This window comes from Cloacibacterium normanense, from assembly GCF_003860565.1.
In the GTDB taxonomy this organism is placed as follows: domain Bacteria; phylum Bacteroidota; class Bacteroidia; order Flavobacteriales; family Weeksellaceae; genus Cloacibacterium; species Cloacibacterium normanense.
This window is the reverse complement of record NZ_CP034157.1, coordinates 1,837,582-1,859,949: the sequence shown is the minus strand read 5'-3', so window position 1 is coordinate 1,859,949 and position 22,368 is coordinate 1,837,582. Positions and strand designations below refer to the sequence as shown.

At 34.1% G+C, this 22,368-nt stretch carries 17 protein-coding genes and 1 pseudogene; 17 read left to right on the top strand and 1 reads right to left on the bottom strand.

The annotated features are described in order from the left end of the window. Window positions 1–35: 35 nt before the first annotated feature. From EB819_RS08500 to EB819_RS08480, 5 genes are all read left to right on the top strand, one after another. On the top strand, window positions 36–437 hold the full coding sequence (locus tag EB819_RS08500) for an endonuclease domain-containing protein (protein WP_245993124.1): 402 nt from the start codon (window positions 36–38) through the stop codon (window positions 435–437). Window positions 438–843: 406 nt separating this feature from the next. Beyond that, entirely contained in the window at window positions 844–1,908 is a 1,065-nt protein-coding gene (locus EB819_RS08495; protein WP_069798117.1) for a glycosyltransferase family 2 protein, read from the top strand. 229 nt (window positions 1,909–2,137) lie between these two features. After that, a complete protein-coding gene (locus EB819_RS08490; RefSeq protein WP_069798119.1) occupies window positions 2,138–3,274 on the top strand; it encodes a glycosyltransferase family 1 protein in 1,137 nt (378 codons plus the stop codon). A 172-nt stretch (window positions 3,275–3,446) separates the two neighbouring features. Continuing rightward, window positions 3,447–4,346, top strand: a complete 900-nt coding sequence (locus EB819_RS08485; protein WP_069798121.1) for a glycosyltransferase family 2 protein — start codon at window positions 3,447–3,449, stop codon at window positions 4,344–4,346. Between the two features lie 1,070 nt (window positions 4,347–5,416). Continuing rightward, window positions 5,417–6,550: a glycosyltransferase family 4 protein gene (locus EB819_RS08480; RefSeq protein WP_245993120.1), complete on the top strand. Its 1,134-nt coding sequence runs from the start codon at window positions 5,417–5,419 to the stop codon at window positions 6,548–6,550. A 49-nt stretch (window positions 6,551–6,599) separates the two neighbouring features. On the opposite strand, the gene EB819_RS08475 is transcribed toward EB819_RS08480, so the two are convergent. After that, a complete protein-coding gene (locus EB819_RS08475) occupies window positions 6,600–7,829 on the bottom strand; it encodes a M28 family peptidase (RefSeq protein WP_069798127.1) in 1,230 nt (409 codons plus the stop codon). Window positions 7,830–7,979: 150 nt separating this feature from the next. Between EB819_RS08475 and EB819_RS08470 the strand changes: the two genes are divergently transcribed. The 12 genes and pseudogenes from EB819_RS08470 to EB819_RS08420 all read left to right on the top strand — a co-directional run bounded on the left by EB819_RS08470 (window position 7,980) and on the right by EB819_RS08420 (window position 22,364). Then, window positions 7,980–8,543: a glycine-rich domain-containing protein gene (locus EB819_RS08470; RefSeq protein ID WP_124878737.1), complete on the top strand. Its 564-nt coding sequence runs from the start codon at window positions 7,980–7,982 to the stop codon at window positions 8,541–8,543. Window positions 8,544–8,659: 116 nt separating this feature from the next. Continuing rightward, window positions 8,660–8,836, top strand: a pseudogene (locus tag EB819_RS13035) (IPT/TIG domain-containing protein); the annotation flags it as partial. 27 nt (window positions 8,837–8,863) lie between these two features. Further along, window positions 8,864–12,835 carry a RemA C-terminal-like gliding motility protein gene (locus EB819_RS08465; RefSeq protein ID WP_124878735.1) on the top strand — a complete coding sequence of 1,324 codons (3,972 nt, stop codon included), beginning with the start codon at window positions 8,864–8,866 and terminating at the stop codon, window positions 12,833–12,835. Between the two features lie 351 nt (window positions 12,836–13,186). Then, window positions 13,187–15,811: a RemA C-terminal-like gliding motility protein gene (locus EB819_RS08460; protein WP_069798131.1), complete on the top strand. Its 2,625-nt coding sequence runs from the start codon at window positions 13,187–13,189 to the stop codon at window positions 15,809–15,811. Window positions 15,812–16,085: 274 nt separating this feature from the next. Next, window positions 16,086–16,373 carry a hypothetical protein gene (locus tag EB819_RS08455; RefSeq protein ID WP_069798133.1) on the top strand — a complete coding sequence of 96 codons (288 nt, stop codon included), beginning with the start codon at window positions 16,086–16,088 and terminating at the stop codon, window positions 16,371–16,373. Then, entirely contained in the window at window positions 16,374–16,658 is a 285-nt protein-coding gene (locus EB819_RS08450) for a hypothetical protein (protein WP_069798135.1), read from the top strand. A gap of 47 nt (window positions 16,659–16,705) precedes the next feature. After that, window positions 16,706–17,170 carry a regulatory protein RecX gene (locus EB819_RS08445; RefSeq protein WP_069798137.1) on the top strand — a complete coding sequence of 155 codons (465 nt, stop codon included), beginning with the start codon at window positions 16,706–16,708 and terminating at the stop codon, window positions 17,168–17,170. A 57-nt stretch (window positions 17,171–17,227) separates the two neighbouring features. Then, window positions 17,228–17,833: a sugar transferase gene (locus EB819_RS08440; RefSeq protein WP_069798139.1), complete on the top strand. Its 606-nt coding sequence runs from the start codon at window positions 17,228–17,230 to the stop codon at window positions 17,831–17,833. Beyond that, window positions 17,826–18,449, top strand: coding sequence for an acetyltransferase (locus EB819_RS08435; protein ID WP_069798141.1), 624 nt, complete (start codon window positions 17,826–17,828; stop codon window positions 18,447–18,449). The genes EB819_RS08440 and EB819_RS08435 overlap by 8 nt, the downstream gene beginning before the upstream one ends. Window positions 18,450–18,477: 28 nt before the next feature. Beyond that, window positions 18,478–19,581, top strand: a complete 1,104-nt coding sequence (locus EB819_RS08430; protein ID WP_069798182.1) for an aminotransferase class I/II-fold pyridoxal phosphate-dependent enzyme — start codon at window positions 18,478–18,480, stop codon at window positions 19,579–19,581. A gap of 38 nt (window positions 19,582–19,619) precedes the next feature. Beyond that, window positions 19,620–21,518, top strand: a complete 1,899-nt coding sequence (locus tag EB819_RS08425) for a polysaccharide biosynthesis protein (protein WP_245993118.1) — start codon at window positions 19,620–19,622, stop codon at window positions 21,516–21,518. Between the two features lie 42 nt (window positions 21,519–21,560). Beyond that, a complete protein-coding gene (locus EB819_RS08420; RefSeq protein ID WP_069798145.1) occupies window positions 21,561–22,364 on the top strand; it encodes a polysaccharide biosynthesis/export family protein in 804 nt (267 codons plus the stop codon). Window positions 22,365–22,368: the final 4 nt, after the last annotated feature.

Here is a 22,368-nt window from a genome sequence, read left to right as displayed (position 1 = left end):
TTTAGCAAAAAGTATTAAATTTAACAAAAACTTTAATGAAAAAACTTAAACCTAATCATGATGAAGGAATGTGGAAGGGTGCGCCTTCGGATTTATTTTCAAAAGCTCAGTTTCTTAGAAGAAATGAAACTATAGCGGAAAAATTACTTTGGGAAAAATTAAGAAATAATCAGTTAGAAGGATTAAAATTTAGAAGACAACATCCTGTTAATATTTACATAGCAGATTTTTATTGTCATAAATTCAAATTAATTATTGAACTTGATGGTGACTATCATAATCAAGAAGAGCAAAAACAAAAAGATGAGGTTCGAACGGAAGTATTAAGATTGAATGATTTAAAAATAATTAGATTTAAAAACGAAGAAGTAGAGCAAGATATTAATCAGGTTTTGACAACGATTAAAAATAAAATAGAGCAATTAAAAGAAAAATAAAATGATTTAGCCCCAACCCTAAAGAGAACTCATTTTATTGATAGAAGTAAGAATTTTTCCACCCTTTAGGGTAGGGGAAAGAAAAATTTTTAAACTAAAATAATAAATCAACCGGTGGCTGAGCACAGACCCAAGGTCTGCGAACGAAGAATAAGAGGATGTTTTTTGAAGATTTTCACATCCTTTAGGACAGGAGGCAATGAAAATCTTCAAAAAATAATCAATAAAAAATCTCACCTCGGTGGCTGAGCCTGTCGAAGCCAAAGAGAAGAAATAATAAATCAACCGATGGCTGAGTTTGTCGATGCCAAAGAGAAGAAATAATAAATAAACCGGTGGCTGAGCACAGACCCAAGGTCTGCGAACGAAGTTCACGAAGCCATACTTAAAGAAAAGTTTTTGTGTAATGAAATTATCCATCATCATCCCATGCTACAACGTAGAAAATTTTGTGCAAAACTGTACAGAAAGCATTGTGATGCAACAAGGTTTTGACTTTGAAATCCTAATGATAAATGATGGTTCTAAAGACAATACACAGCAAGTTTTAGAAAATTTAGCAGAAAAAGATTTTAGAATTAAGGCAATCAATCAACAAAACCAAGGACTTTCGGGAGCGAGAAATACAGGGATAGAAAATGCAACAGGAGATTACATTATGTTTGTAGATGCAGATGATACACTAGAACCAGAGGCCTTAAAAACCATTGCAGATTTTTTTCAAGAAGAAGACCTTTTTTGCTTTTCTTACAACAGAGTGTTTGGAACCAAAAAACTTCCAAGAAAATTCAATATTCAAGGGAAATTTCCTGCACGTTTTATCCAAAGAAGAATTGTCGGATTAATAGACACTGAATTGTCAGACCCTTCTCAAACCGACGCTTTAGTGACTGCTTGGGGAAAAATCTACAAAACAGAAATCATCAGAAAAAACCAATTCCAATTTACAGATACCAAAGAAATAGGAACCGAAGACGCTTTGTTCAATATTCAGTATTTAGAGCATGCGCTAACCGCTCAAGTCTTGGATATGCCTTTGTACAATTATGTAAAAATCAATGCCGATTCATTGACCAAATTACACAAACCCAATCTCTTTGGACAATGGAAAAATCTCTACGCAAAAATATCAGAAATCATCATGGCTAAAGATGCAGAATTTAGAAAAGCTTTAAACAATAGAATCGCACTAAGCATCATCGGGTTAGCTTTGAACGAAACCTTTTCAGAAAAGCCTTTTTCCTCAAAAAGACAGAAGGTTTCAGAAATATTACACGATGATATCTACCAAAAAGCCTATCAAAATCTAGAAATGAAATATTTTCCACTCCATTGGAAAGTATTTTTCTATGCCGCGAAATACAAATATGCCACTTGGGTTTTATTTTTAGCATCAACAATGAATTTTGTCATCAATAGAAATAATTCCCCATCAAAAAACCAAATGTTTAATTTTGCAAACAATAAATAAATTTCATAAAATCATGAACCTGTACCTTCACCATTGACCATTGACCATTCACATTAATAATTCACCATTTGTCATCCTGAGCACAGACCCAAGGTCTGCGAACGAAGTTCACGAAGGACACATATAACATAACTATATAACCTCATAACTCTCATAACTCTCATAACTCTCATAACTCTCATAACTCTCATAACCTTCATAACCTTCATAACCTCATAACTCCAAAAAAATGTCTCCCATCAAAATCCTACAAATTTTTACCGTACTCAACAAAGGAGGTGCCGAAACCAACCTGATGAACTACTACCGTAATATGGATAGAAGTCAGTTTCAGATAGATTTTTTGGTGCACAGAGAGACGGGTTTTTTTGAACAAGAATTGATAAAGTCTGGGAGTAAGATTTTCAGATTGCCACCCATTCTTCCTTGGAAATTAAAGGAATATAAAAAAGCGGTAAAAACATTTTTTGAGGAACATAATGATTATGACATCATTCACGGACAATGCTCAGAACTGGGCGTGTTTATTTATGAAGAAGCAAAGAAGAGAGGCATTCCCGTAATTATTGCTCATGCCCATAATGCGAAAATGGATAGAGACAAAAAACTGCTCTTCCGTTTGATGTGGAAGAAAAGAATGCGCAAGTCCATCAATGCGTATTTTACCTGTGGCAAAGAAGCAGCAGAAAATCTTTTCGGGAAAAATTTAGCACGTCATTCTTACCAAATGAACAATGCGATAGAAGTAGAAGATTTTCAGTTCAATCAAGAGGTGAGAGAGAAAAAACGAAAAGAACTTCAAGCAGAAGAAACCATTAATTTGGTGAATATTGGAAGATTCAATACTCAAAAAAACCAGTCTTTTCTGTTGGAAGTTTTTGCCGAACTTATAAAGCGGAACAAAAAGTACAAGTTATTTTTAGTCGGGCAAGGTGAATTAGAGTCTCAACTCAGAGAAAAAGCCAAACAATTAAAAATAGAGCAGGATGTAGCGTTTTTAGGATTAAGAAATGACGTTCCCGAACTCTTACAAGCAATGGATCTTTTCCTGTTCCCGAGTTTGCATGAAGGTTTTTCGGTAGCATTTGTAGAAGCGCAAACCACGGACATTAAAGCGGTAATTTCTGATGGCGTACCAACAGAGTCTATTCTGATTCCTGAAAATGTAACCGTCATTCCTTTGAAAAATTCTGCTCAACAATGGGCGGAAAAAATTGCAGAAATCCATAATTTTGAAAGAAAAAATGTTGCAGCCCTTATTAAAGAAAAAGGCTACGATATTAAAGAAAACGCCCAAAAACTAGAAAAAAAATACAAAGAATTAGTCAAACAATATAAAAAAAATCCTTACGTTATATCATCCTAACCAAAATCAAAGAGCTATTCACCATTAATAATTCACCATTCACCATTCACTATTTGTCATCCTGAGAGGAGTCGAAGGACACATTTAACTTTATAACCTCATCACTCATAACCCATAACCCATAACTCATAATTCATCACTCCATCACTTCATAACCTTATAACCTTTTCAAATGAAACTCCTCACCATTTTCACCCCCACTTTTAACCGAGCATCTTTGCTTCCGAGATTGTATGAATCTTTGAAAGCGCAGACCAACCAAGATTTTGTGTGGATGATTGTCAACGATGGTTCTTCAGACCATACAGATGAGGTGGTTCAAGGTTTTATAGACGAGAAGGTGTTGGAAATTCAGTACATCAAGCAGAAAAATCAAGGAATGCATGGCGCGCACAATACAGCATACGAAAATTGCAAAACCGTGCTGAATACCTGTGTGGATGATGATGATAAAATGCCCGAAAATGCAGTAGAAGTGATTCTAGAAAAATGGAATTCCCTTGGAGAAAAACAAAAGAAATATAGCGGCATCATCGCATTGGATGCTCATTTTGATGGCCAACTCATAGGAACAGCGTTTTCTACAGAATCTACTACGTTGGAAGATTTTTATTTGAACGGCGGGAGTGGCGACAAAAAACTGATTTACCGTACAGAAATAATGAATAAATATCCTAAATATCCCATTTTTGAAGGAGAAAAATACGTAGGATTAGGGTATAAATATTTGTTGGCAGACCAAGATTACGAATTGGCAACCCTGAATGAAGTGGTTTGTTTAGTTGATTATCAGCCAGAAGGTTCATCGAACAATATGTGGAGACAATATTATAAAAATCCAAAAGGATTTGCTTTCATCCGAAAACAAGGAATGCTGCTTTCTAAGTCTAGAAAAAAAAGACTATTAGACATAATACACTATGTTTCTCATAGTTTTAAATCCAGAAATGGGCGCTTTATTGCAGAATCTCCAAGAAAATTTCTCACGATAGCCATGATTCCATTGGGTTTTGTTTTATACCTTTACACCATCTATCAAAACAAAAAACAAGGCGGATTATACCACAGGTAAATCCATTTTGTGGATGTTCCATGCAGGTCAATCAAAAAACAGATCCAAGTTCTACAAATGAATTCAACATTCACGATTTACGATTTACGTACACGATTCACGATTCATCCATTACCCACACTCACATCCTATTAATTTTCAAAAACATCTGCGAAAATCTGCGCAAGCAATCCGCGAAAATCTGCGAGAAACAAAAAGAAAGAATCAGCGAGAAACAAAAAGAAAAACACTCCGCAAGAAATACGAAAGAATAAAAAATTACACATACGCTTTGGAGTGAATTTATTCGCTTATTTTGCTTCCTTAAAAAATATAAATAAGAGATAAAATCTTTGCGTTAAAAAAAAATAGAGATAATAATCTGCGAAAATCTGCGCAAACAAACCGCGTAAATCCGCGAGAAACAAAAAGAAAAACACTCCGCTAGAAATAAAAAATAAAACAATCCACAAGAAACACGAAAGAATAAAAAAATACACATACGCTTGGGAGTGAATTTATTCGCTTTCTTTGCTACCTTAAAAAAGATAAATAAGAGATAAAATCTTTGCGTTTAAAAAAATAGAGATAATAATCTGCTAGAAAAAAAAATAAAACAATCCACAAGAAACACGAAAGAATAAAAAAATACACATACGCTTGGGAGTGAATTTATTCGCTTTCTTTGCTACCTTAAAAAAGATAAATAAGAGATAAAATCTTTGCGTTTAAAAAAATAGAGATAATAATCTGCTAGAAAAAAAATAAAACAATCCACAAGAAACACGAAAGAATAAAAAAAATACACATACGCTTGGGAGTGAATTTATTCGCTTTCTTTGCTACCTTAAAAAAGATAAATAAGAGATAAAATCTTTGCGTTTAAAAAAAATAGAGATAATAATCTGCGAAAATCTGCTAGAAAAAAAAAGAAAACAATCCACAAGAAATAGCAAAGCCATTGATGAAAAAATCTGCAATAAACGGTGAGAAATAAATAAGAATAAATAAATTTGTATTTCAAACCATTCATTACCCCGTGAAAAATGAACTCCCCAAAACCTAAGCTGTTTAGAATCGCTACCGTTCCCATGTCACTGAATCTCTTGTTAAAGGGACAACTAGAATTTCTGAATAAACATTTCCAGGTTACCGCTATTTCAGGGGAAGGAGATGATTTGCAAACCGTAGCGAATAGAGAAGGCGTAAATATCCACACAATAGAGATGCATCGTCCCATCTCTTTAAGACAAGACCTTAAATCACTATGGAATCTGTATTGGTATTTTAAAAAAGAAAAGCCCGCAATCATTCATTCCATTACCCCAAAAGCAGGACTACTCTCCATGATGGCAGGGAAATTAGCAGGAGTTCCCGTAAGAATGCACACCTTTACTGGACTAATTTTCCCGCATAAGTATGGCTACATGAAACGTACATTGATTATCATGGATAAAATCTTGTGCAGATGTGCTACACATGTTTATCCAGAAGGAAGAGGTGTAAAAGAAGATTTACAAAAGCATAATATTACAAATAAACCACTAAAAATTATTGCCAATGGCAATGTAAACGGTGTAGATGTAGACTATTATCATCCCGAAGCATTTTCTGAGGAAAATAAAAAACAATTAAGAGCTTCCCTTCGAATAAAAGAAGAAGATTTTGTGTTCGTATTTGTAGGGAGACTGGTCATAGATAAAGGAGTGAGAGAATTAGTAAAAGCATTTGACGCTCTTAGCAAGCAACATCAAAACATAAAACTCATTTTAGTAGGTCCCAGAGAAAATGCACATAATCCTAAAAAGAGGGCGATGTTTCATACAATAAATCAAAATCAAAAGATTATTACGGTAGGATTTCAGGATGATGTAAGACCTTACTATGCAGTAAGCAATGTGTTGATGCTGCCCAGTTATCGTGAAGGATTTCCCAATGCTGTTTTACAAGCGGGAGCGATGGGTTTGCCGAGTATCGTTTCTGATATTCCTGGATGCAACGAAATTATAGAACATGAAGTCAATGGGCTTTTGGTGCCGAAAAAAAATCATCAAGAACTTCAAAAAGCCATGGAGAAAGTGTTTAAAAATCCTTATTTTTTATTGAATTTAAAAAAAAATGCCAGAAATAAAGTAGTAGAATCTTTTGATAAAAATTTCGTATGGCAAGAACTTAAAAAAGAATATGAAAACGCTTTAGACAAATTAAAACTACAAAAGAAATAGGCTGTTTCAATCTACCGAAACAGCCTATTATATATTTTAGTAAAAAAATCTATTTTTTAACAATAAATTTCTCACTCACTTTTTCACCTTTAATTTGAGCATGAAGAATGTACATACCGTTAGAGAAAGAGGACACGTTAATCATTTGATTGTTTTTTGAACGGTGAACCAATTTACCAGTGCTGTCAAAAATAGAAATATCAAATTCTTTTTCATCAATACCTAAATAAAGATAATCTTGTACAGGATTAGGAAATAAACTGAGGCGAACTTCAGAAGGTTTTATATTTTCTGTTCCAAGAGTAGAAGTAGAAGTAGTAGCTACTGCGAAATGTTGAACAGCAGCTGTTGCTACTTTACCTACATTATATACATATATAGGATCCATATTGGCATAAGTATCGGTAGACTTATGAGGGTGTGAACTTTGATTATATTCATATAACCCAATACTTACATCATTGTTTTTGTCAAATGGCATATAATCAGAACGTTCTATATAAGAAGTTTCTGGGCTTACCACACCATTATTATACAAAGTAAAACAATTCATAAGAATAGTGTTAAAGGTATTAGAGGCAGCATTATTAGTAGAAGGGTAAGTAGCGTAAGTGCTGGCCATAGAGGTAGGTTGAGTAGGAGTACCATCTTTTTCACAATAAATCTTATTATTATTGGCTCCTGCAACACCGCCTACTTCGTCTAAATTAAATACTAATCTTATGTTCATTTTAGGAGTAGTGCCATTAACGATATTAGTAACATAAGCTTTACTTCCTAACAACCCTTGTTCCTCTCCTGAAAAATTGATGAATTTAATAGAATACTCCGTAGGAACATCTTTTAATAATCTTGCCATTTCTAGAATAATAGCAACACCAGAACCATTATCATTTACACCTGGCCCTACTATGGTGTCATAGTGTCCACAAATAATTACATAAGTATCTGGATATTTTGTTCCTTTTTTAGTCACAATAATATTTTTACTGGTTTTGCCACTGTAGGTAAAACTTTGAGACTCAATTTTTAAATCAGTAGCAGTGGTGCTTGTGGTATATCCATAACTTACATATTTGTTTTGCAACCAAGTAAATGCATTATTATTTTCAGTACTTCCTGTAGTTTTTACGCCTAGATTGGCTAACTCTGTCAGTAATGTGTTAATATTAGATTGTAAGAGTAAATTTGCTCGGTCTTGATAAAGTTGAGTGTAAGACTGTGAGTAGGAATAGGTAGACAGCAATGCCACCATTAGAATTAATAGTTGTTTTCTCATATATTAGACTTATTTTATAGGCACAAACTTAATGAAATTAGCATAAACTCTTGCACCTTTTTAGGAAATATTTATCACTTTTATTAAGCAAAACGTAATATATTTAAAATAATATTTATAGATTTGGATAAATAAATCTAAAACACGAATATGAAGTTAATAATGAAATCTTTATTCATCATTAAAGAGAAGATTTTCTATGTACTTTTCCTAAAATTTCTTTTAATGTCTTCTTTGGCCTTTGGGCAGTTTAATGATAATACTCCCGCGCCATTTCCAGGAATTGAAACCTTTACAGTACCTGCAAATGTTACTTCTGTTAAGGCAGAGGTATGGGGTTCTGGTGGTTCTGGTGGAGGTTCTACAGCAAATAATAGAAGCGGTTCTGGAGGAGGCGGTGGTGGTTATACCACTAGAACCTTTGATGTATTGGCAGGCCAAACCATAACGTACACCGTGGGAGCTGGTGCAATTGCAAATCTTCCTGGAGCCAATGGAAACAATGGAAACTTATCAAATTTAACACATGCTCCTTCTGCAACCACATTAGTGGGTAATGGTGGTGGTGGAGGAAACAGAAACAGTTCAACTGGAGGTACGGGTGGTACTGCAACAGGTGGTACTAATACTTCTGGCGCTAATGGTGGTCCAGGTAATTCTGGAACTGGGGAAATGGAGGTAATGGAGGTAATGCGCCTGGAACTGGAGGTTTAGGGCAAAATAATAACAATGGTTCTCCAGGAATCATCCCTGGTGGCGGTGGTGGCGGTGGAGAATATGGTGGTTCTGGGTTTACTGACCGAGCTGGAGGTGCAGGAGCTAATGGACAAATTACGTTAACCTATATTTCTGTTTCTAATGTATCTCCAAGCCCTGTATGTGTAGGTTCTACAATAACAATTACCGGAACTAATTTTACTACAACAGGTACAACAACAGTTAGTATTAATGGAACCCCATGTACGAGTGTTACGGTTGTAAATTCTACTAATATAACTGCTGTAGTTGGAGCGGGTACTACTTCTGGTACTGTATTGGTAACCAATCCTAATGGTACGAATAATGGGAGGTCTTTAACCATTAATGCTTCCCCGTCTGCTATAGGAGGTGGTGCTTCTACGGTGTGTACAGCTTCTGTTACTCCTGCTTTTACAAATGCTGTTGGAGGAGGAACTTGGTCTATTTCTAATGGAACGGGTTCTGCTACAATTTCTTCTGGAGGTATTGTAACTGGAGTTTCTGTAGGTTCTGCAACTGTTGTGTATACTATAGGAAGTTGTTCGGTTTCAACCTCCATTACAGTGATTGCTACTCCTACCATAACAACAAATCCCTCAAATGTAAGTGTGAATGGTGGAGCAAATACCTCTTTTACAGTAGCAGCATCTTATACTCCCAATGCTTATACATGGCAAGTAAGTACAGATGCAGGTGCCAGTTGGACTACTATTTCCAACGGTGGGGTATACAGCAATGCTACTACCGCTACTTTAAATATTACTGGAGCAACATTAGGGATGAGTGGTTATTTGTATAGAGCTTCTGCAACTAATAATTGTGGCACTTCTGCTTATTCTTCTAATGCCGCATTAACGGTAACATATTGTACACCAAACTTTACAAATACTGATAAACCAAGATTGTATATTAATAGTTTTCAATTTGTTGGGGTGCTTAATACTACTGTTGCCAATACTTCTACATGGGCTTCTGGTTATCAAAATTTTACTTCTTTTACGCCAATTGCAGAACAACCTCAAGGTACGGCGATTAATATTTTAGCATCTAGTGGTTCAAACAGAGTTCCTAGACAGAATGGTACTTGGAAAGCGTGGGTAGATTGGAATAAAGACGGAGATTTTAATGATGCGGGAGAAGAAGTGTATAATATGATTTCTTTTACCACTCCATCTGTTACCTTTGGATTTATTATTCCTGCTGGTCAAGCTGAGGGAAATTATACATTAAGAATTGGTACTTTTTCTGTTCAAGGAAATAATTTTACTTCTTGTTCTACGACTTCTGGCTATGGTGAAATGGAGGATTATACATTTAAAGTTGTTACAGATTGTCCTGCAAAAGTTTTGAACGTTAATAATGTTAACCCTTTTGATGGAGAAAGATGCGGTGCTGGTTCAGTAAGGCTTTCAGTATCTGGTAATGCAAGTGCTGTTTCATACAATTGGTATGACAGTATCTACGGTGGTACATTGTTAGGTTCTGGCAATATCTATAATACACCTTCTATTTCTTCAACTACTACTTATTATGTTACAGCTGTAAGCTCTACAGGATGCGAAACAGCTTTTAGATATCCTGTAGAAGCTAGAGTAGATCCAAATCCAACCGTAGCATTTAGTACTAATAAACCTTCTATTTGTGGCGAAGACGATCCTACTTTGCTCGTAACGGCTTCTGGAGATAAATATCAAGATGTAATTTTTGAAAAATTTGACTCTGGTTTGGGTGTTTTTACCAACGAAGTAAATGGCGCGTACACCAATTCGATTGGGTTTTGGCAAAGAAGAAACAGTCCCTATATCCCACAAATAGCAGAGGGTTATGAAGGGTTATCTCCTGCAATGTCTTCGGGGTATTTTGGCGAAGGTTTTGCAATGATTAATACAGATATCAGTAGAGGTTCTTCAGGTCAATCCATTTTAAATAGAATGGTTTCTAATAATCTAGATGTGAGTGGTTTTTTAAATTTAAAAGTAGACTTTGATTTATATAACTTTACCATTGCAAGTAATTTTACAGAAGGATATACACTTATTGAGTACTCATTAAACGGAGGAACAAATTGGAATACTTTAGACCAATTCATAGGTACAAGAGGAAATCCGTTAAAGTGGGAAAAATTTTCTTACAATATTCCAGGAACTAACTTTACATCAACTAATTTTAAGTTAAGATTTTCGGTTTATTCCTATGCAGGGCCTTTCAGTGGAGGAGGAAGTGGTTTTATAGAAGGGATTACAACTGTTGACAATGTTAGAATCTACGGTTTTAAAAATATTACCACGCCTTTTGCGTGGTCTAGTGGAACTACTACATTGTATAAACCAGATTGTGTTACGGCATTAGGAAGTACATTAGAATCTACGGTTTGTGTAAAACCAACGCCAACAGAATTAGAAGATTTAAATTGGAATCTTAACGCCAATGCTACCTTTAGTAATGGTTGTCCTGCAATTGGGAACTTTACTGTTAATAATGATACTAAAACTTGGAGGCAACCTGGCATTACAGATTGGAATCAAGGGGCACAATGGAGACCTACTACTGTTCCTACTATTGCAAAATGTGTTATCGTAAGAACTCCAGTAGAATTACCATCTTTAACTACAGGCACTCATGGTTTAGCGAGAAGCGTGATTGTGAAATCTGGTGGTAAACTTACGATTGATCCTAAGTCTAGTCTTACCATTCAAAACTATTTAAAAAATGAAGCTGCGGCAAGTGATGTATTGGTAGAATCTGATGCTAATCTTCTACAAATTAATAATTCTTCTGTAAATATTGGTAATATTACCGTAAAAAGAAATGCCAATTTAAAAAGATTAGATTATACTTATTGGGGAAGTCCTGTTGCTGGGCAAAATGTAAAAGCCTTTTCGGCAGGTACTCTTGATACCAGATTCTATGTGTACAACGAAAGCAATGACTATTTTGATGGATTGTTTATAAGAAATCTTTATCCTGATAATGTAACTTATAGCCTTACTCCTACTGTAGATAAAAACACCCATACATTTATTAAAGGTAAAGGATATGCTATCAGAGCTTCTAATGCTCTCTCTAATGTTTTGTCTAGTATTCCTCATAGTTTTGTTGGTGTTCCTAATAATGGTTTGGCTAGTATTCCTGTGGTGAAATCTGCAACAGGACAAGGGTATAATTTGATTTCTAATCCGTACCCTTCTAATATAGACTTTTATGCTTTGTACAATTATGGTACTAATAGCAGCATTATTTATAACACCGCTTACTTCTGGACAAATACCAATTACAATCCTAAAATGCAAGGTGCTAATTACCCAAGTAATTTACCAGATGGTACTAAAATTACAAATAATTATGCCATTTTAAACGGAACTGGTGGTGTGTCAGCTCCTTATGCATCGGGAACAGGTAATAATGATCCTATTGGTTCTCCTAGCAACTGCCCTACTTGTGCTACTCCTAATCAATATATAAAGGTGGGGCAAGGTTTTATTGTAAAGGTTAGAGATACAGGAAGTTATAATCTTAGTTTAGAAAATAATAGCGGTATCAGAAATAATAATTCTACATCTGTATTCTTTAATAGAATGGCTAATAATAACCAAAGAACCAATGTAGAAAAAGACAGATTTTGGATTTCTTTGAAAACACCTTTAGATTTTGTAAGTCCTATTTTAATTGGTTATCCACAAGGAAGTTCTACTAATTATGAGGAAGATTATGATGCAGAGCTTCTCATCTATGGAGGTGATAGTTTCTATTCTAATTTAGATAATAAAAAATTGGCAATACAAGGAAGAGGTTATCCTTTTAATCCATCAGATGAAGTAACTTTAGGTGCTAGATTAGGTCTTGAAGGACAATATGAAATTTCATTAGGTGCAAAAGAAGGGGTGTTTGCAAATGGACAAAGTATATACCTTAAAGATAATATAACAGGCACAATAACTAATTTATCAGAAGGTGCCTATCGGTTTGTAGCCCGTTCAGGTGAAGTGAATAATCGATTCCAAATTTTATATGCCAATTCTACACTAGGATCTGAGTCAGGTCAAACAGAAAAAGAATTTATAGTGTATCAGCAAAATCATTATGCTATGATTTCTACTGCAGAAAGTATGAAGTCAGTTAAAATTTACGATATTACTGGAAAACTCATCTTCCATAAAAAAGTAAACAAAAAAGATTTTCAAATAGATACATCTTCTTTTCAATCAGGAACCTATGTAATAGAAGTGTTAACCACTAATCGTTATTTTACAAGGAAAATAATAAAATAAAAAAATCTTAAAAAAAGTAGTAAGGCTGAGGCATTTGTCTCGGCCTTTTTAATTTTTTGCTAAGTTGCTTTTGAAAGGAAAGAGAAACTAAGAACCATATTATGTGAGGATTGACAAATATTTAAGGTAAAGGTTATTATTTTACGTAAAATGACGTATTGGTTAAGCTGAAAAGTCTTTGTTATTTAGATGTTGAAAAACACAACACAAACCAATTAAAAAACATAAACGATGAAAATTAAAACTTTTACTTTTTTAGTAAGTCTTTTTTGTGTCCAAATTTTTTCTCAAAACATAGGAGATTTTAGATCTGTAATGTCAGGAAATTGGACTTAATTAGCCACTTGGCAGATGTACACTGCTACAGGCTGGGCTTCAGCCACTCAATATCCTGGACAAACTTCAGGTAATTATTCCGTCACCATTAGTGATGGCAACACGGTAACGGTAGGTAATTATACCAATGGAAATAATAGTGCCCTTTCCCTTACAGTGTCTTATAACATTGGAGACCTTATAGTCCTTGGGCAACTCACCTTAAATATCAATATGGAACTCAATAATACGGATGACTTGTTAATTGATGCGGGAACTGTGCTTTGGAACCAAAATAATGTTTACCTCAAGCTGAAACAAAACGCCGAAGTGAAAATCATCAATACAGGAACGGGTTCTTGTGGAAATAGTACTGGATTGAATGGATACGGCTTCATAGGAGGCAGTTGTTCTAATCAAACATCTTTAGAAATCGGTAACATTACCTATACCAATTGTGCGGGAAGTGGAAACGCTGTTGCAGGAACATTCTGCGATGTGGTAGAAGCGGGAGGAACGCTCAATGCTACACCTATTGCATCAGCTACTAATATTTGTTTACCATTGAACTCAGTTACGCTTACAGCTCCTAGTAATAGTAATGTTACCGATACCAAAACCTATACATGGTCGGTAGTTTCTGCTCCAGTTGGATTCACAGGTTTCTCTAATAATGGCCTTTCTTCCATTACCGTGAATAATTTAATAGCGGGAACCTATGTATTCAAACTTAAAATATCAATCACCAAATCAGGAAAAACCTTCAGTGCAGAAGATACCGTTACAATAAACGTATATCAAGCGATTGTCTCAGGAACGATTAACAGCTTAAATGTTTGCAGTAAATATAACACAAGCAATACAATCACTTTATCTGGACATAATGGGGCAATTACCAAATGGCAATCTTCTACCACCAGTGATTTTAGTACTGCTGTTACAGATATTGCCAATACCACGAATCAATTAATATTACCCAATAATTTAAATACAGATAGGTATTATAGAGCGGTGCTTTCTAATGGCTCTTGTAATGGATATTCTGCGATAGCAACTGTAAAAACCAATACCACCGTTTATACAGGAACTTGGAGCAATGGTGCACCAGACAGTTCGAAAAGAGCGGTTTTTTCTAATAATTACTTAATAGATTTAGACCTAAATGCTTGTGCGGTAGAAGTAAATAATAATGCAGTAGTAACTATTCCTGCCAATAAAACGCTTACAGTAGATGCTGAAATAGAAGTGCTATCTGGAAATATCAATGTAGAGAATGATGCAAGTCTAGTTCAAATAAGAAAAAATGTAACAAACCTAGGAAATATTACCGTCAATAGAAATGCTAATCTCAAACGTTTAGATTATAACTATTGGGGAACTCCAGTAGCGGGGCAAGAATTGAAAGCTTTTTCACCCAATACACTTAGCTCTAGGTTTTATGTATACAATGAATCTAATGATGGTTTTGTAGCAGTAAATCCTGTTGGAAATAATTTTATTCCAGGAAAAGGATATGGAATTAGAGCACCTAATAATTTTCCTTCTACTCCTACTGTTTTTAATGGTGTTTTTATAGGCTTGCCAAATAACGGGGATATTGTTGTTCCTTTAACCAACACGTTTAATGGATTTAATTTAATAGGAAATCCTTATCCATCTAATATCAGTTATGAAGAATTTTATTCTGTGAATAGTTCAGTAATTAATAATATAGCCTATTTCTGGACCAATATTAATCCTAATCCTGCTATGCAATATAATAATTATCCAGAAGAAGGGACTTATAATAATTATGCCATCTTAAATGCAAGTGGAGGAGTTCCTGCAACAGGTCCAGCAGGAAGCAGTGTTATTCCAACCGAATATTTCAGAGTGGGACAAGGTTTTATCATACAAGCCAAAACATCTGGGAGCGTAATCTTTAATAATCAAATGAGAAACGGAGTAGCTTCTGCTAAGTTTTTTAATAGAAATAGTAAGGTTTCTAAAGAGAGTACAGATAGATTTTGGTTGCAATTAACTACGCCTCTACAAGTGGCAAATAAAATCCTTATTGCTTATAAAAAAGGAGCCACTAATCAGTTAGATCCAAATTATGATGCAACACATTTAGTAGAAGGGATTGATTCTTTCTACAGTCTTCTCAATCAAGAAAAATTAGCCATTCAAGGCAGAGCTTATCCTTTGTTAGAGAATGATGTAATACCTTTGGGAGCTAGCTTTTATGCTGCAGGGGTTTATACTATTTCTTTAGAAGAAAAAGAAGGGATTTTTACAAACAAACAAATGATTTACCTTAGAGATAAAATTACAGGAACAGAAACCAATTTGCAAGAAAGTCATTATTCTTTCAGCGTAAATGCTAGAGGGGAAATCAATAATAGGTTCGAGATTGTTTTTAAACCAAATGCAGTACTCTCTAATCATGAAGTTAATGTGCAAGGTATTAAAATATATAAAGTAGAAAACGGTTATCGTATTATTGCAAATCAAGATGTCATTACTGCAATTGAACTTTGGGATATGTCTGGCAAACTCATAAAATCAATAACACCAAATACCACAGATTATAATTTCGAAACACAAAGTTTACAAAAAGGAGTTTATCTAATGAAAGTAAAATCTAAGAAAAAAGAACTCCAGCAAAAGATTATTCACTAATCTTAAGAAAAAGGGCAATCATCAGATTGTCCTTTTTTTGAAAAAATACTCATTGTTTATATAAAATATTACTTATTCTCTTGATTATGAAATAAGAAGAATAGGCATTGTTTTGGTAGATGTAATTATTAATATAATTAAAAATAACCTAAATGAAAAGGAAAGAAGTATGAATAAAATTTAATATTACCATTAAAACCCTACTAATAATAAGTTATTGATAATCAGTAGGTTTTTTTTATCTATTTACAATTTTGCAGCAGATAAAGGGGAAGTGAAAAATAGATTTGAAATAACTTACAGTGTGCAAAGTTTATCTGCTCAGGATTCAGTCGCTAAATTTGGAGTAAAAGTGTATCAGTCGGGGGATAAATATGTAATAGAAGCTGATAAAGTATTTTCTGAGGTGAAAATCTTCAATACATCTTGCTCATTAATCGATAGTATTAAAAGTGGAAGAAAAATTTTAACAATAGAAAAAAATAAATTGGCAACAGGTATTAATATTTTTAGCATTATATTTGCTGATGATATAGTAAATAAAAAGATAATTTCAAAATAAATGAAAAAATTCATTTTAACTCTAACGTTGATTTGTACGGCAAATTTTTTCTTTGGTCAAGAAGCGCAAGAGATAAATGCCTTTCAAAAATCTGAAAATGTAGCTACGGGTACAACAAGTGCTTCTGGAGCTATTGGAGGTGAACAGACAGAAGATACAGGTCCTGGAAACCTTCCAGGTGATGAAGAAATTCCTATTGATGACTATTTGCCAATCTTAGCAATTTCTGCATACGCAATTATGGTATACCACTACAAATTAAAAAATCATAAAACCGTAAAATAAATTAAAAAAAACCGGAAGTTAACTTTCGGTTTTTTATTTTTGTAAATATGCAAGAAAAAAAACTTTTTCCCTTTCAAGAAATTAAGCAAAAATTAGTGAACTATTGTGTTTATCAAGACAGATGCCATGCAGAAGTAGAACAGAAAATGAAAGAATTTGTTCTGATTCCTGAAGCAAAGGAAGAAATACTCCTCTATCTCATAAAAGAGAACTACTTAAACGAAGAACGCTTTGCTAAAAGTTTCACCCGAGGAAAATTCTACATCAAAAAATGGGGAAAAAATAAAATCAAACAACAACTCCGTCTCAAAGGAATTTCTGATAAACTCATTGCCAAATCTTTTTCGGAAATAGATGAGCATGATTATCAAGATACCATTCGTGATTTTATCGAAAAACTATTACCCACTTACAAAGGATTGAAAGAATATCAAAAAAAACAAAAATTGATTAAATTTTTAAGCTCAAAAGGTTTTGAATATGATGAAATTCTAAAACATCTAGATTCTTAAAAAATGTTAAATAAGTAGTGTCTTGGAAGCAAAAAAAAAGTAAATTTGTGGGTTGTTATGTATGTGAATTTTGTCAAACCTCTTTTAGACTTTGTTTTATCAGTAATAGGGATTTTGTTATCTAGCCCTATATTTATTATCATTTTTATTGCTTTGTTAATTAGCAACAGAGGTCATGTGTTTTTCTTACAAAACCGCCCTGGTAAAAACGAAAAATTATTTAAAATCATTAAGTTCAGAACCATGAACAATAAAAAAGATATTCATGGCATACTTCTACCTGATGCCCAAAGACTTACTTTTTTGGGGAGATTCGTAAGAAAAACTTCTATGGACGAAATTCCACAATTACTAAACGTTTTATTAGGTGACATGAGCCTTATTGGTCCAAGACCTCTATTGCCAGAATACCTCCCTCTTTATAATGAGGTTCAAAAAAAAAGGCACAATGTGAAACCAGGAATTACAGGTTGGGCACAAATCAATGGAAGAAACGCTGTTGAATGGGATAAAAAATTTGAGTTTGATGTTTGGTATGTAGAAAATTTGAGTTTTTTGTTAGATTTACAAATAATGTTCTTAACTTTGAAAAAAGTGCTCAAATTAGAAGGGGTAAATCGAGAAGGAGAAGCTACCAATATCGCTTTTAAAGGAAATGAATAGTCTAGTTTTATACGGTGCAGGTGGTCATGCAAAAGTGATTTACGATATCATTTTATCTAATGATATGTTATTAGAATATCTGGTAGATGACAATCCTCCTGCAGATTTTTTCCACCATCTCGAAATTTACAAACCTACAGAAGAATTGCTCAAAAAACACAAAGTAATTGTAGCCGTAGGAGATGCCAATGCTAGAGAAAAAATTGTAAATAAACTCTCTGGAATTTGTGTCTTCGAAACCTTGATTCACAGAAGTGCTTTTGTTTCTAGATTCTCAGAATTAGGAGATGGAACAGTAGTGATGCCACAAGTTTGTGTAAATGCAGAAGTGAAGATAGGAAACCATTGCATTATCAATACAGCATCTGTGATAGAGCATGATTGTATTATAGAAGATTTTGTACATATTTCTCCCACAGTAACTTTGGCGGGAAATATTACCATAAAAAAAAGAGCTCAAATAGGAATTGGGGCGAGAATTATTCCAGGCGTTACTGTAGGAGAAGATGCTATAGTAGGAGCTGGGGCTGTGATCATAAAAGATGTTCCAGCTGGAGCTACAGTGGTAGGAAACCCGGGTAAAATTATTAAATTGAGTGAATTAAGTGAACAATAAATCAAAAATTTGGCTTTCTTCTCCGCACATGAGCGGGAATGAAATGAAATATATTCAAGAAGCTTTTGATGGGAATTGGATTGCTCCTTTAGGACCAAATGTAGACGGCTTCGAAAAAGACTTAGAAAATTATCTAGGACAAGAATCTCATGTAGCAGTAGTCTCTACAGGTACTGCCGCTCTGCATCTTGCACTAGCCATGTTAGGCGTAGAAAAAGATGATTTTGTCATTTGTCAATCCCTTACTTTTGCCGCTTCAGCTAATCCTATCATCTATTTAGGAGGAATTCCTGTTTTTGTAGACAGTGAAAAAGATACTTGGAATCTTTGCCCTATTGCAGTAGAAGAGGCCATTAAGGTTTGCATTGAAAAAGGCAAAAAACCAAAAGCCATTATTACGGTTTGCCTTTACGGAATGCCGTATAAAGTAGAAGAAATAAAAGCCATTTCAGAAAAATATAATATTCCTATCATCGAAGACAGTGCAGAAGCATTAGGAAGCACTTATAAAGGTCAAAAATGTGGAACATTTGGAGATATTTCTGTCTTGAGTTTTAATGGAAATAAAATCATTACCACTTCTGGAGGAGGTGCATTAGTGCTCAAGGAAGAAATTTATAAACAAAAAGCAGTTTTTCTTTCTACTCAAGCCAAAGATGATGCGCCACATTATCAGCATTCTATTGTAGGATACAACTATAGATTAAGTAATATTTGCGCAGGAATAGGGCGAGGTCAGATGGAAGTGATAGACCAAAGGGTAGCTGAGAGAAGAGCTAATCACGAGTTTTATAAAAATATTTTCAAAAATCAGGAAGGAGTAGAACTATTTACCGAACCATCCGAAGATTATCAATCCAATCATTGGCTCAATGCGATCATTATACACCCTGAAAAAACTGGAAATAAAGATAGAGAGTTCTGGAGATTGGCCTTTGCAGAAGAGAATATAGAGACTAGACCGCTCTGGAAACCTATGCATCTGCAACCACTTTTTGACAATAAAATGTATTTTGGATCAAATATTGCTGAGACGCTGTTCAATAATGGATTGTGCCTGCCTTCTGGCTCTAATCTTACAGACGACGATAAAAAAAGAATTAATAAGGTAATAAAAAATTTGTTAGGATAAATCTATTTTTAATCATGCCGAGCAATTCTAAAAACAAAATGACCAGTGGGGACAATTACCTCAGAATCTCTAGTCTAAGATACCTTCCACGTTGGATGGTGTTTTTAATTGATGTCTGTATTTTATTTGTTTCATTAGGTACCGCTTTTTTTATATTAAATAAAATCACCATTCTTCCAAAATATTTACCCATAGAATGGAAATATATTGTCATCATTGGCACCAACATCATATTCATGTATGTCTTTAAAACCTTTGCGGGCATTATAAGACATTCTACTTTTATTGATATTCAAAAAATATTTTGGTCTTCTTTTATTACCGTTGTATTTCTTTTAGTACTCAAATATTCTACTTTTTGGTTAACCAAAATCAAATTATTTTATACGCCTCTTTTATTATTGTACTTCGTCATATCATTTACTGCATTATTGGTTTTTAGATTAGCAGTTAAACAATCCTTCTATTTTGTTAAGCATGTAAAAGCTAGCACCCAGAAAAAAAGAATTATGGTCTTGGGGATTTCAGACCATTCAGTGGCAATAGCAGGTGCTATTTTAGATAATGACAATTTACCATACGAATTGACGGGTTTCTTAACCAAAAGAAATGACTCTAAATATGCTAAAATTTTAGGGCTTAAAATCTTAACTCAAGATAAATTTCTTAATAAAACTAAAGAACAACTTGGTCTAGAAGGGGTTTTGTTATTGAAAGAAAGATTAACCAAGGAAGAACTTGAAGAATGGGTGAATATTTTGCTTGATAAAGACCTAGAAATTCTTCAAGCACCTATGGTAGAAGAATTCAGCAATAAAAAAATTGAAGCCAGCATAAGAAATCTTCAAATTGAAGATTTATTAGACAGAGAACCGATTTCTATCCAAAATGAAGAAGTGATGAAACGTCATTTCGAAAAAGCAGTTTTAGTTACTGGTGGAGCAGGTTCTATTGGGAGCGAAATCGTAAGGCAGGTCGCACAATTTAAACCCTCTCTTATTGTGGTTTTAGACCAAGCGGAAACTCCCCTTCATGAAATCCAATTGGAAATGGAAGAAAAGTATCCAGACATTAATTTTAGATTTGTTTTAGGTGATATCTCTAATAAGCACAGGCTAGAACCACTCTTCCAGAAATATAATTTTTCGATGGTTTATCATGCAGCAGCATATAAACATGTGCCTCTCATAGAAAACAATCCGCATGAAGCGATTCTGGTTAATGTTTTTGGAACCAAAAACTTAGCAACCCTTTCTTCTAAATATAAAATCAATAGATTTGTAATGATTTCTACGGACAAAGCCGTAAATCCTACCAATGTAATGGGAGCTTCTAAAAGAGGTGCAGAATTATTAGTACAAGCATTACAAGACGTGCCAGGAAACACCACCAAGTTCATTACCACCAGATTCGGAAACGTTTTAGGAAGTAATGGCTCAGTCATTCCGCACTTTAAAAGGCAAATCGAAAAAGGAGGTCCTGTTACCATTACCCACCCAGATATTGTAAGGTATTTTATGACCATCCCAGAAGCTTGCGAATTAGTGCTACAAGCAGGAACCATGGGGAAAGGAGGTGAAATTTTTGTGTTCGATATGGGAGAACCCGTGAAAATTAAAGACCTCGCCATCAAAATGATTAAACTATCTGGTTTTGAACCAGAAATCGATATCAAATTAAAATATACAGGACTGAGACCGGGAGAAAAATTGTATGAGGAATTGTTAAGTGATGATACTAAAAACCTTCCTACACCACACGAAAAAATAATGGTCTCTATGGACCCACACATGGAGTTCGAAGATATTGAATGTCTGGCAAATAAGATTACCAAAGCGGCACTCAGAAGAGACCAAATTGAAGTAGTGAAACTCCTGAAAAAAATGGTGCCAGAGTTTATCAGCAATAATTCAGTCTTCGAAAAACTAGATAAATAAACAAAATTGTATATTTGCAATCCTAATAACAAAATTTTTTAAATGAAAAAATACATCAAATTACTCAATATTTTTGCAGTACTTGCTCTTTTTTCTTGCAAGCCTAAAGCAGATACTTCATCTTATCTACAAAATATTGAAGACACAGCGGTACAAACTTCTATCCAAAATGCTAAATCTTCTATTCAAGTGAATGATGAGCTAATGATTCTAGTGACAGCCAAAGATATGGATGTTGTAAAACCTTTTAACCAAAACTATTCTTCTAGAACTACTAACCAATATACAATGGGCTCTAACAATGCACCCATGAATAATCAAGTGGTGGCAGAAGGACCTACTTACTTAGTTGATTCTAATGGAAATATTACACTCAATGTTATTGGAGATGTAAAAGCTGCAGGATTAACCATAGACCAATTAAAAGAAGACCTAAAAGCTAAACTTTCTAAATACATTATCAATCCTATAATAACTATAAGACTTACTAATTATAAAATTACTGTATTAGGTGAAGTAAACAGAGCAGGACATTACATTATTCCAGATGGTAAAACTACAGTTTTAGATGCATTAGGTTTAGCAGGAGATCTTACGATATATGGAAAAAGAGAGAATGTTTTAGTCGTAAGAAACATCAATGGCGAAATTACAAAAGGTAGAATTAATCTTACAGATTCTAACTTTATCAATTCTCCTTACTATAACCTTCAGCAAGGAGACGTAATTGTAGTAAGTCCTAATGAAACCAAACAAAAACAAGCAAGATTAGACCCTAATGCCGGTATTTATATTTCTGTAGCTTCTGTAATTTTAGGACTACTTACATTAATTTTTAGAAGATAAAAAA

What these genes read in the sequence shown, in the direction of transcription:
- EB819_RS08460 (WP_069798131.1), top strand. Translation starts at nt 13,187, where the DNA reads ATGTACACTGCTACAGGCTGGGCTTCAGCCACTCAATATCCTGGACAA.
- EB819_RS08495 (WP_069798117.1), top strand. Translation starts at nt 844, where the DNA reads ATGAAATTATCCATCATCATCCCATGCTACAACGTAGAAAATTTTGTG.
- EB819_RS08470 (WP_124878737.1), top strand. Translation starts at nt 7,980, where the DNA reads ATGAAGTTAATAATGAAATCTTTATTCATCATTAAAGAGAAGATTTTC.
- EB819_RS08480 (WP_245993120.1), top strand. Translation starts at nt 5,417, where the DNA reads ATGTCACTGAATCTCTTGTTAAAGGGACAACTAGAATTTCTGAATAAA.
- EB819_RS08440 (WP_069798139.1), top strand. Translation starts at nt 17,228, where the DNA reads ATGTATGTGAATTTTGTCAAACCTCTTTTAGACTTTGTTTTATCAGTA.
- EB819_RS08475 (WP_069798127.1), bottom strand. Translation starts at nt 7,829, where the DNA reads ATGAGAAAACAACTATTAATTCTAATGGTGGCATTGCTGTCTACCTAT.
- EB819_RS08450 (WP_069798135.1), top strand. Translation starts at nt 16,374, where the DNA reads ATGAAAAAATTCATTTTAACTCTAACGTTGATTTGTACGGCAAATTTT.
- EB819_RS08420 (WP_069798145.1), top strand. Translation starts at nt 21,561, where the DNA reads ATGAAAAAATACATCAAATTACTCAATATTTTTGCAGTACTTGCTCTT.
- EB819_RS08485 (WP_069798121.1), top strand. Translation starts at nt 3,447, where the DNA reads ATGAAACTCCTCACCATTTTCACCCCCACTTTTAACCGAGCATCTTTG.
- EB819_RS08430 (WP_069798182.1), top strand. Translation starts at nt 18,478, where the DNA reads ATGAGCGGGAATGAAATGAAATATATTCAAGAAGCTTTTGATGGGAAT.
- EB819_RS08500 (WP_245993124.1), top strand. Translation starts at nt 36, where the DNA reads ATGAAAAAACTTAAACCTAATCATGATGAAGGAATGTGGAAGGGTGCG.
- EB819_RS08425 (WP_245993118.1), top strand. Translation starts at nt 19,620, where the DNA reads ATGACCAGTGGGGACAATTACCTCAGAATCTCTAGTCTAAGATACCTT.
- EB819_RS08445 (WP_069798137.1), top strand. Translation starts at nt 16,706, where the DNA reads ATGCAAGAAAAAAAACTTTTTCCCTTTCAAGAAATTAAGCAAAAATTA.
- EB819_RS08435 (WP_069798141.1), top strand. Translation starts at nt 17,826, where the DNA reads ATGAATAGTCTAGTTTTATACGGTGCAGGTGGTCATGCAAAAGTGATT.
- EB819_RS08490 (WP_069798119.1), top strand. Translation starts at nt 2,138, where the DNA reads ATGTCTCCCATCAAAATCCTACAAATTTTTACCGTACTCAACAAAGGA.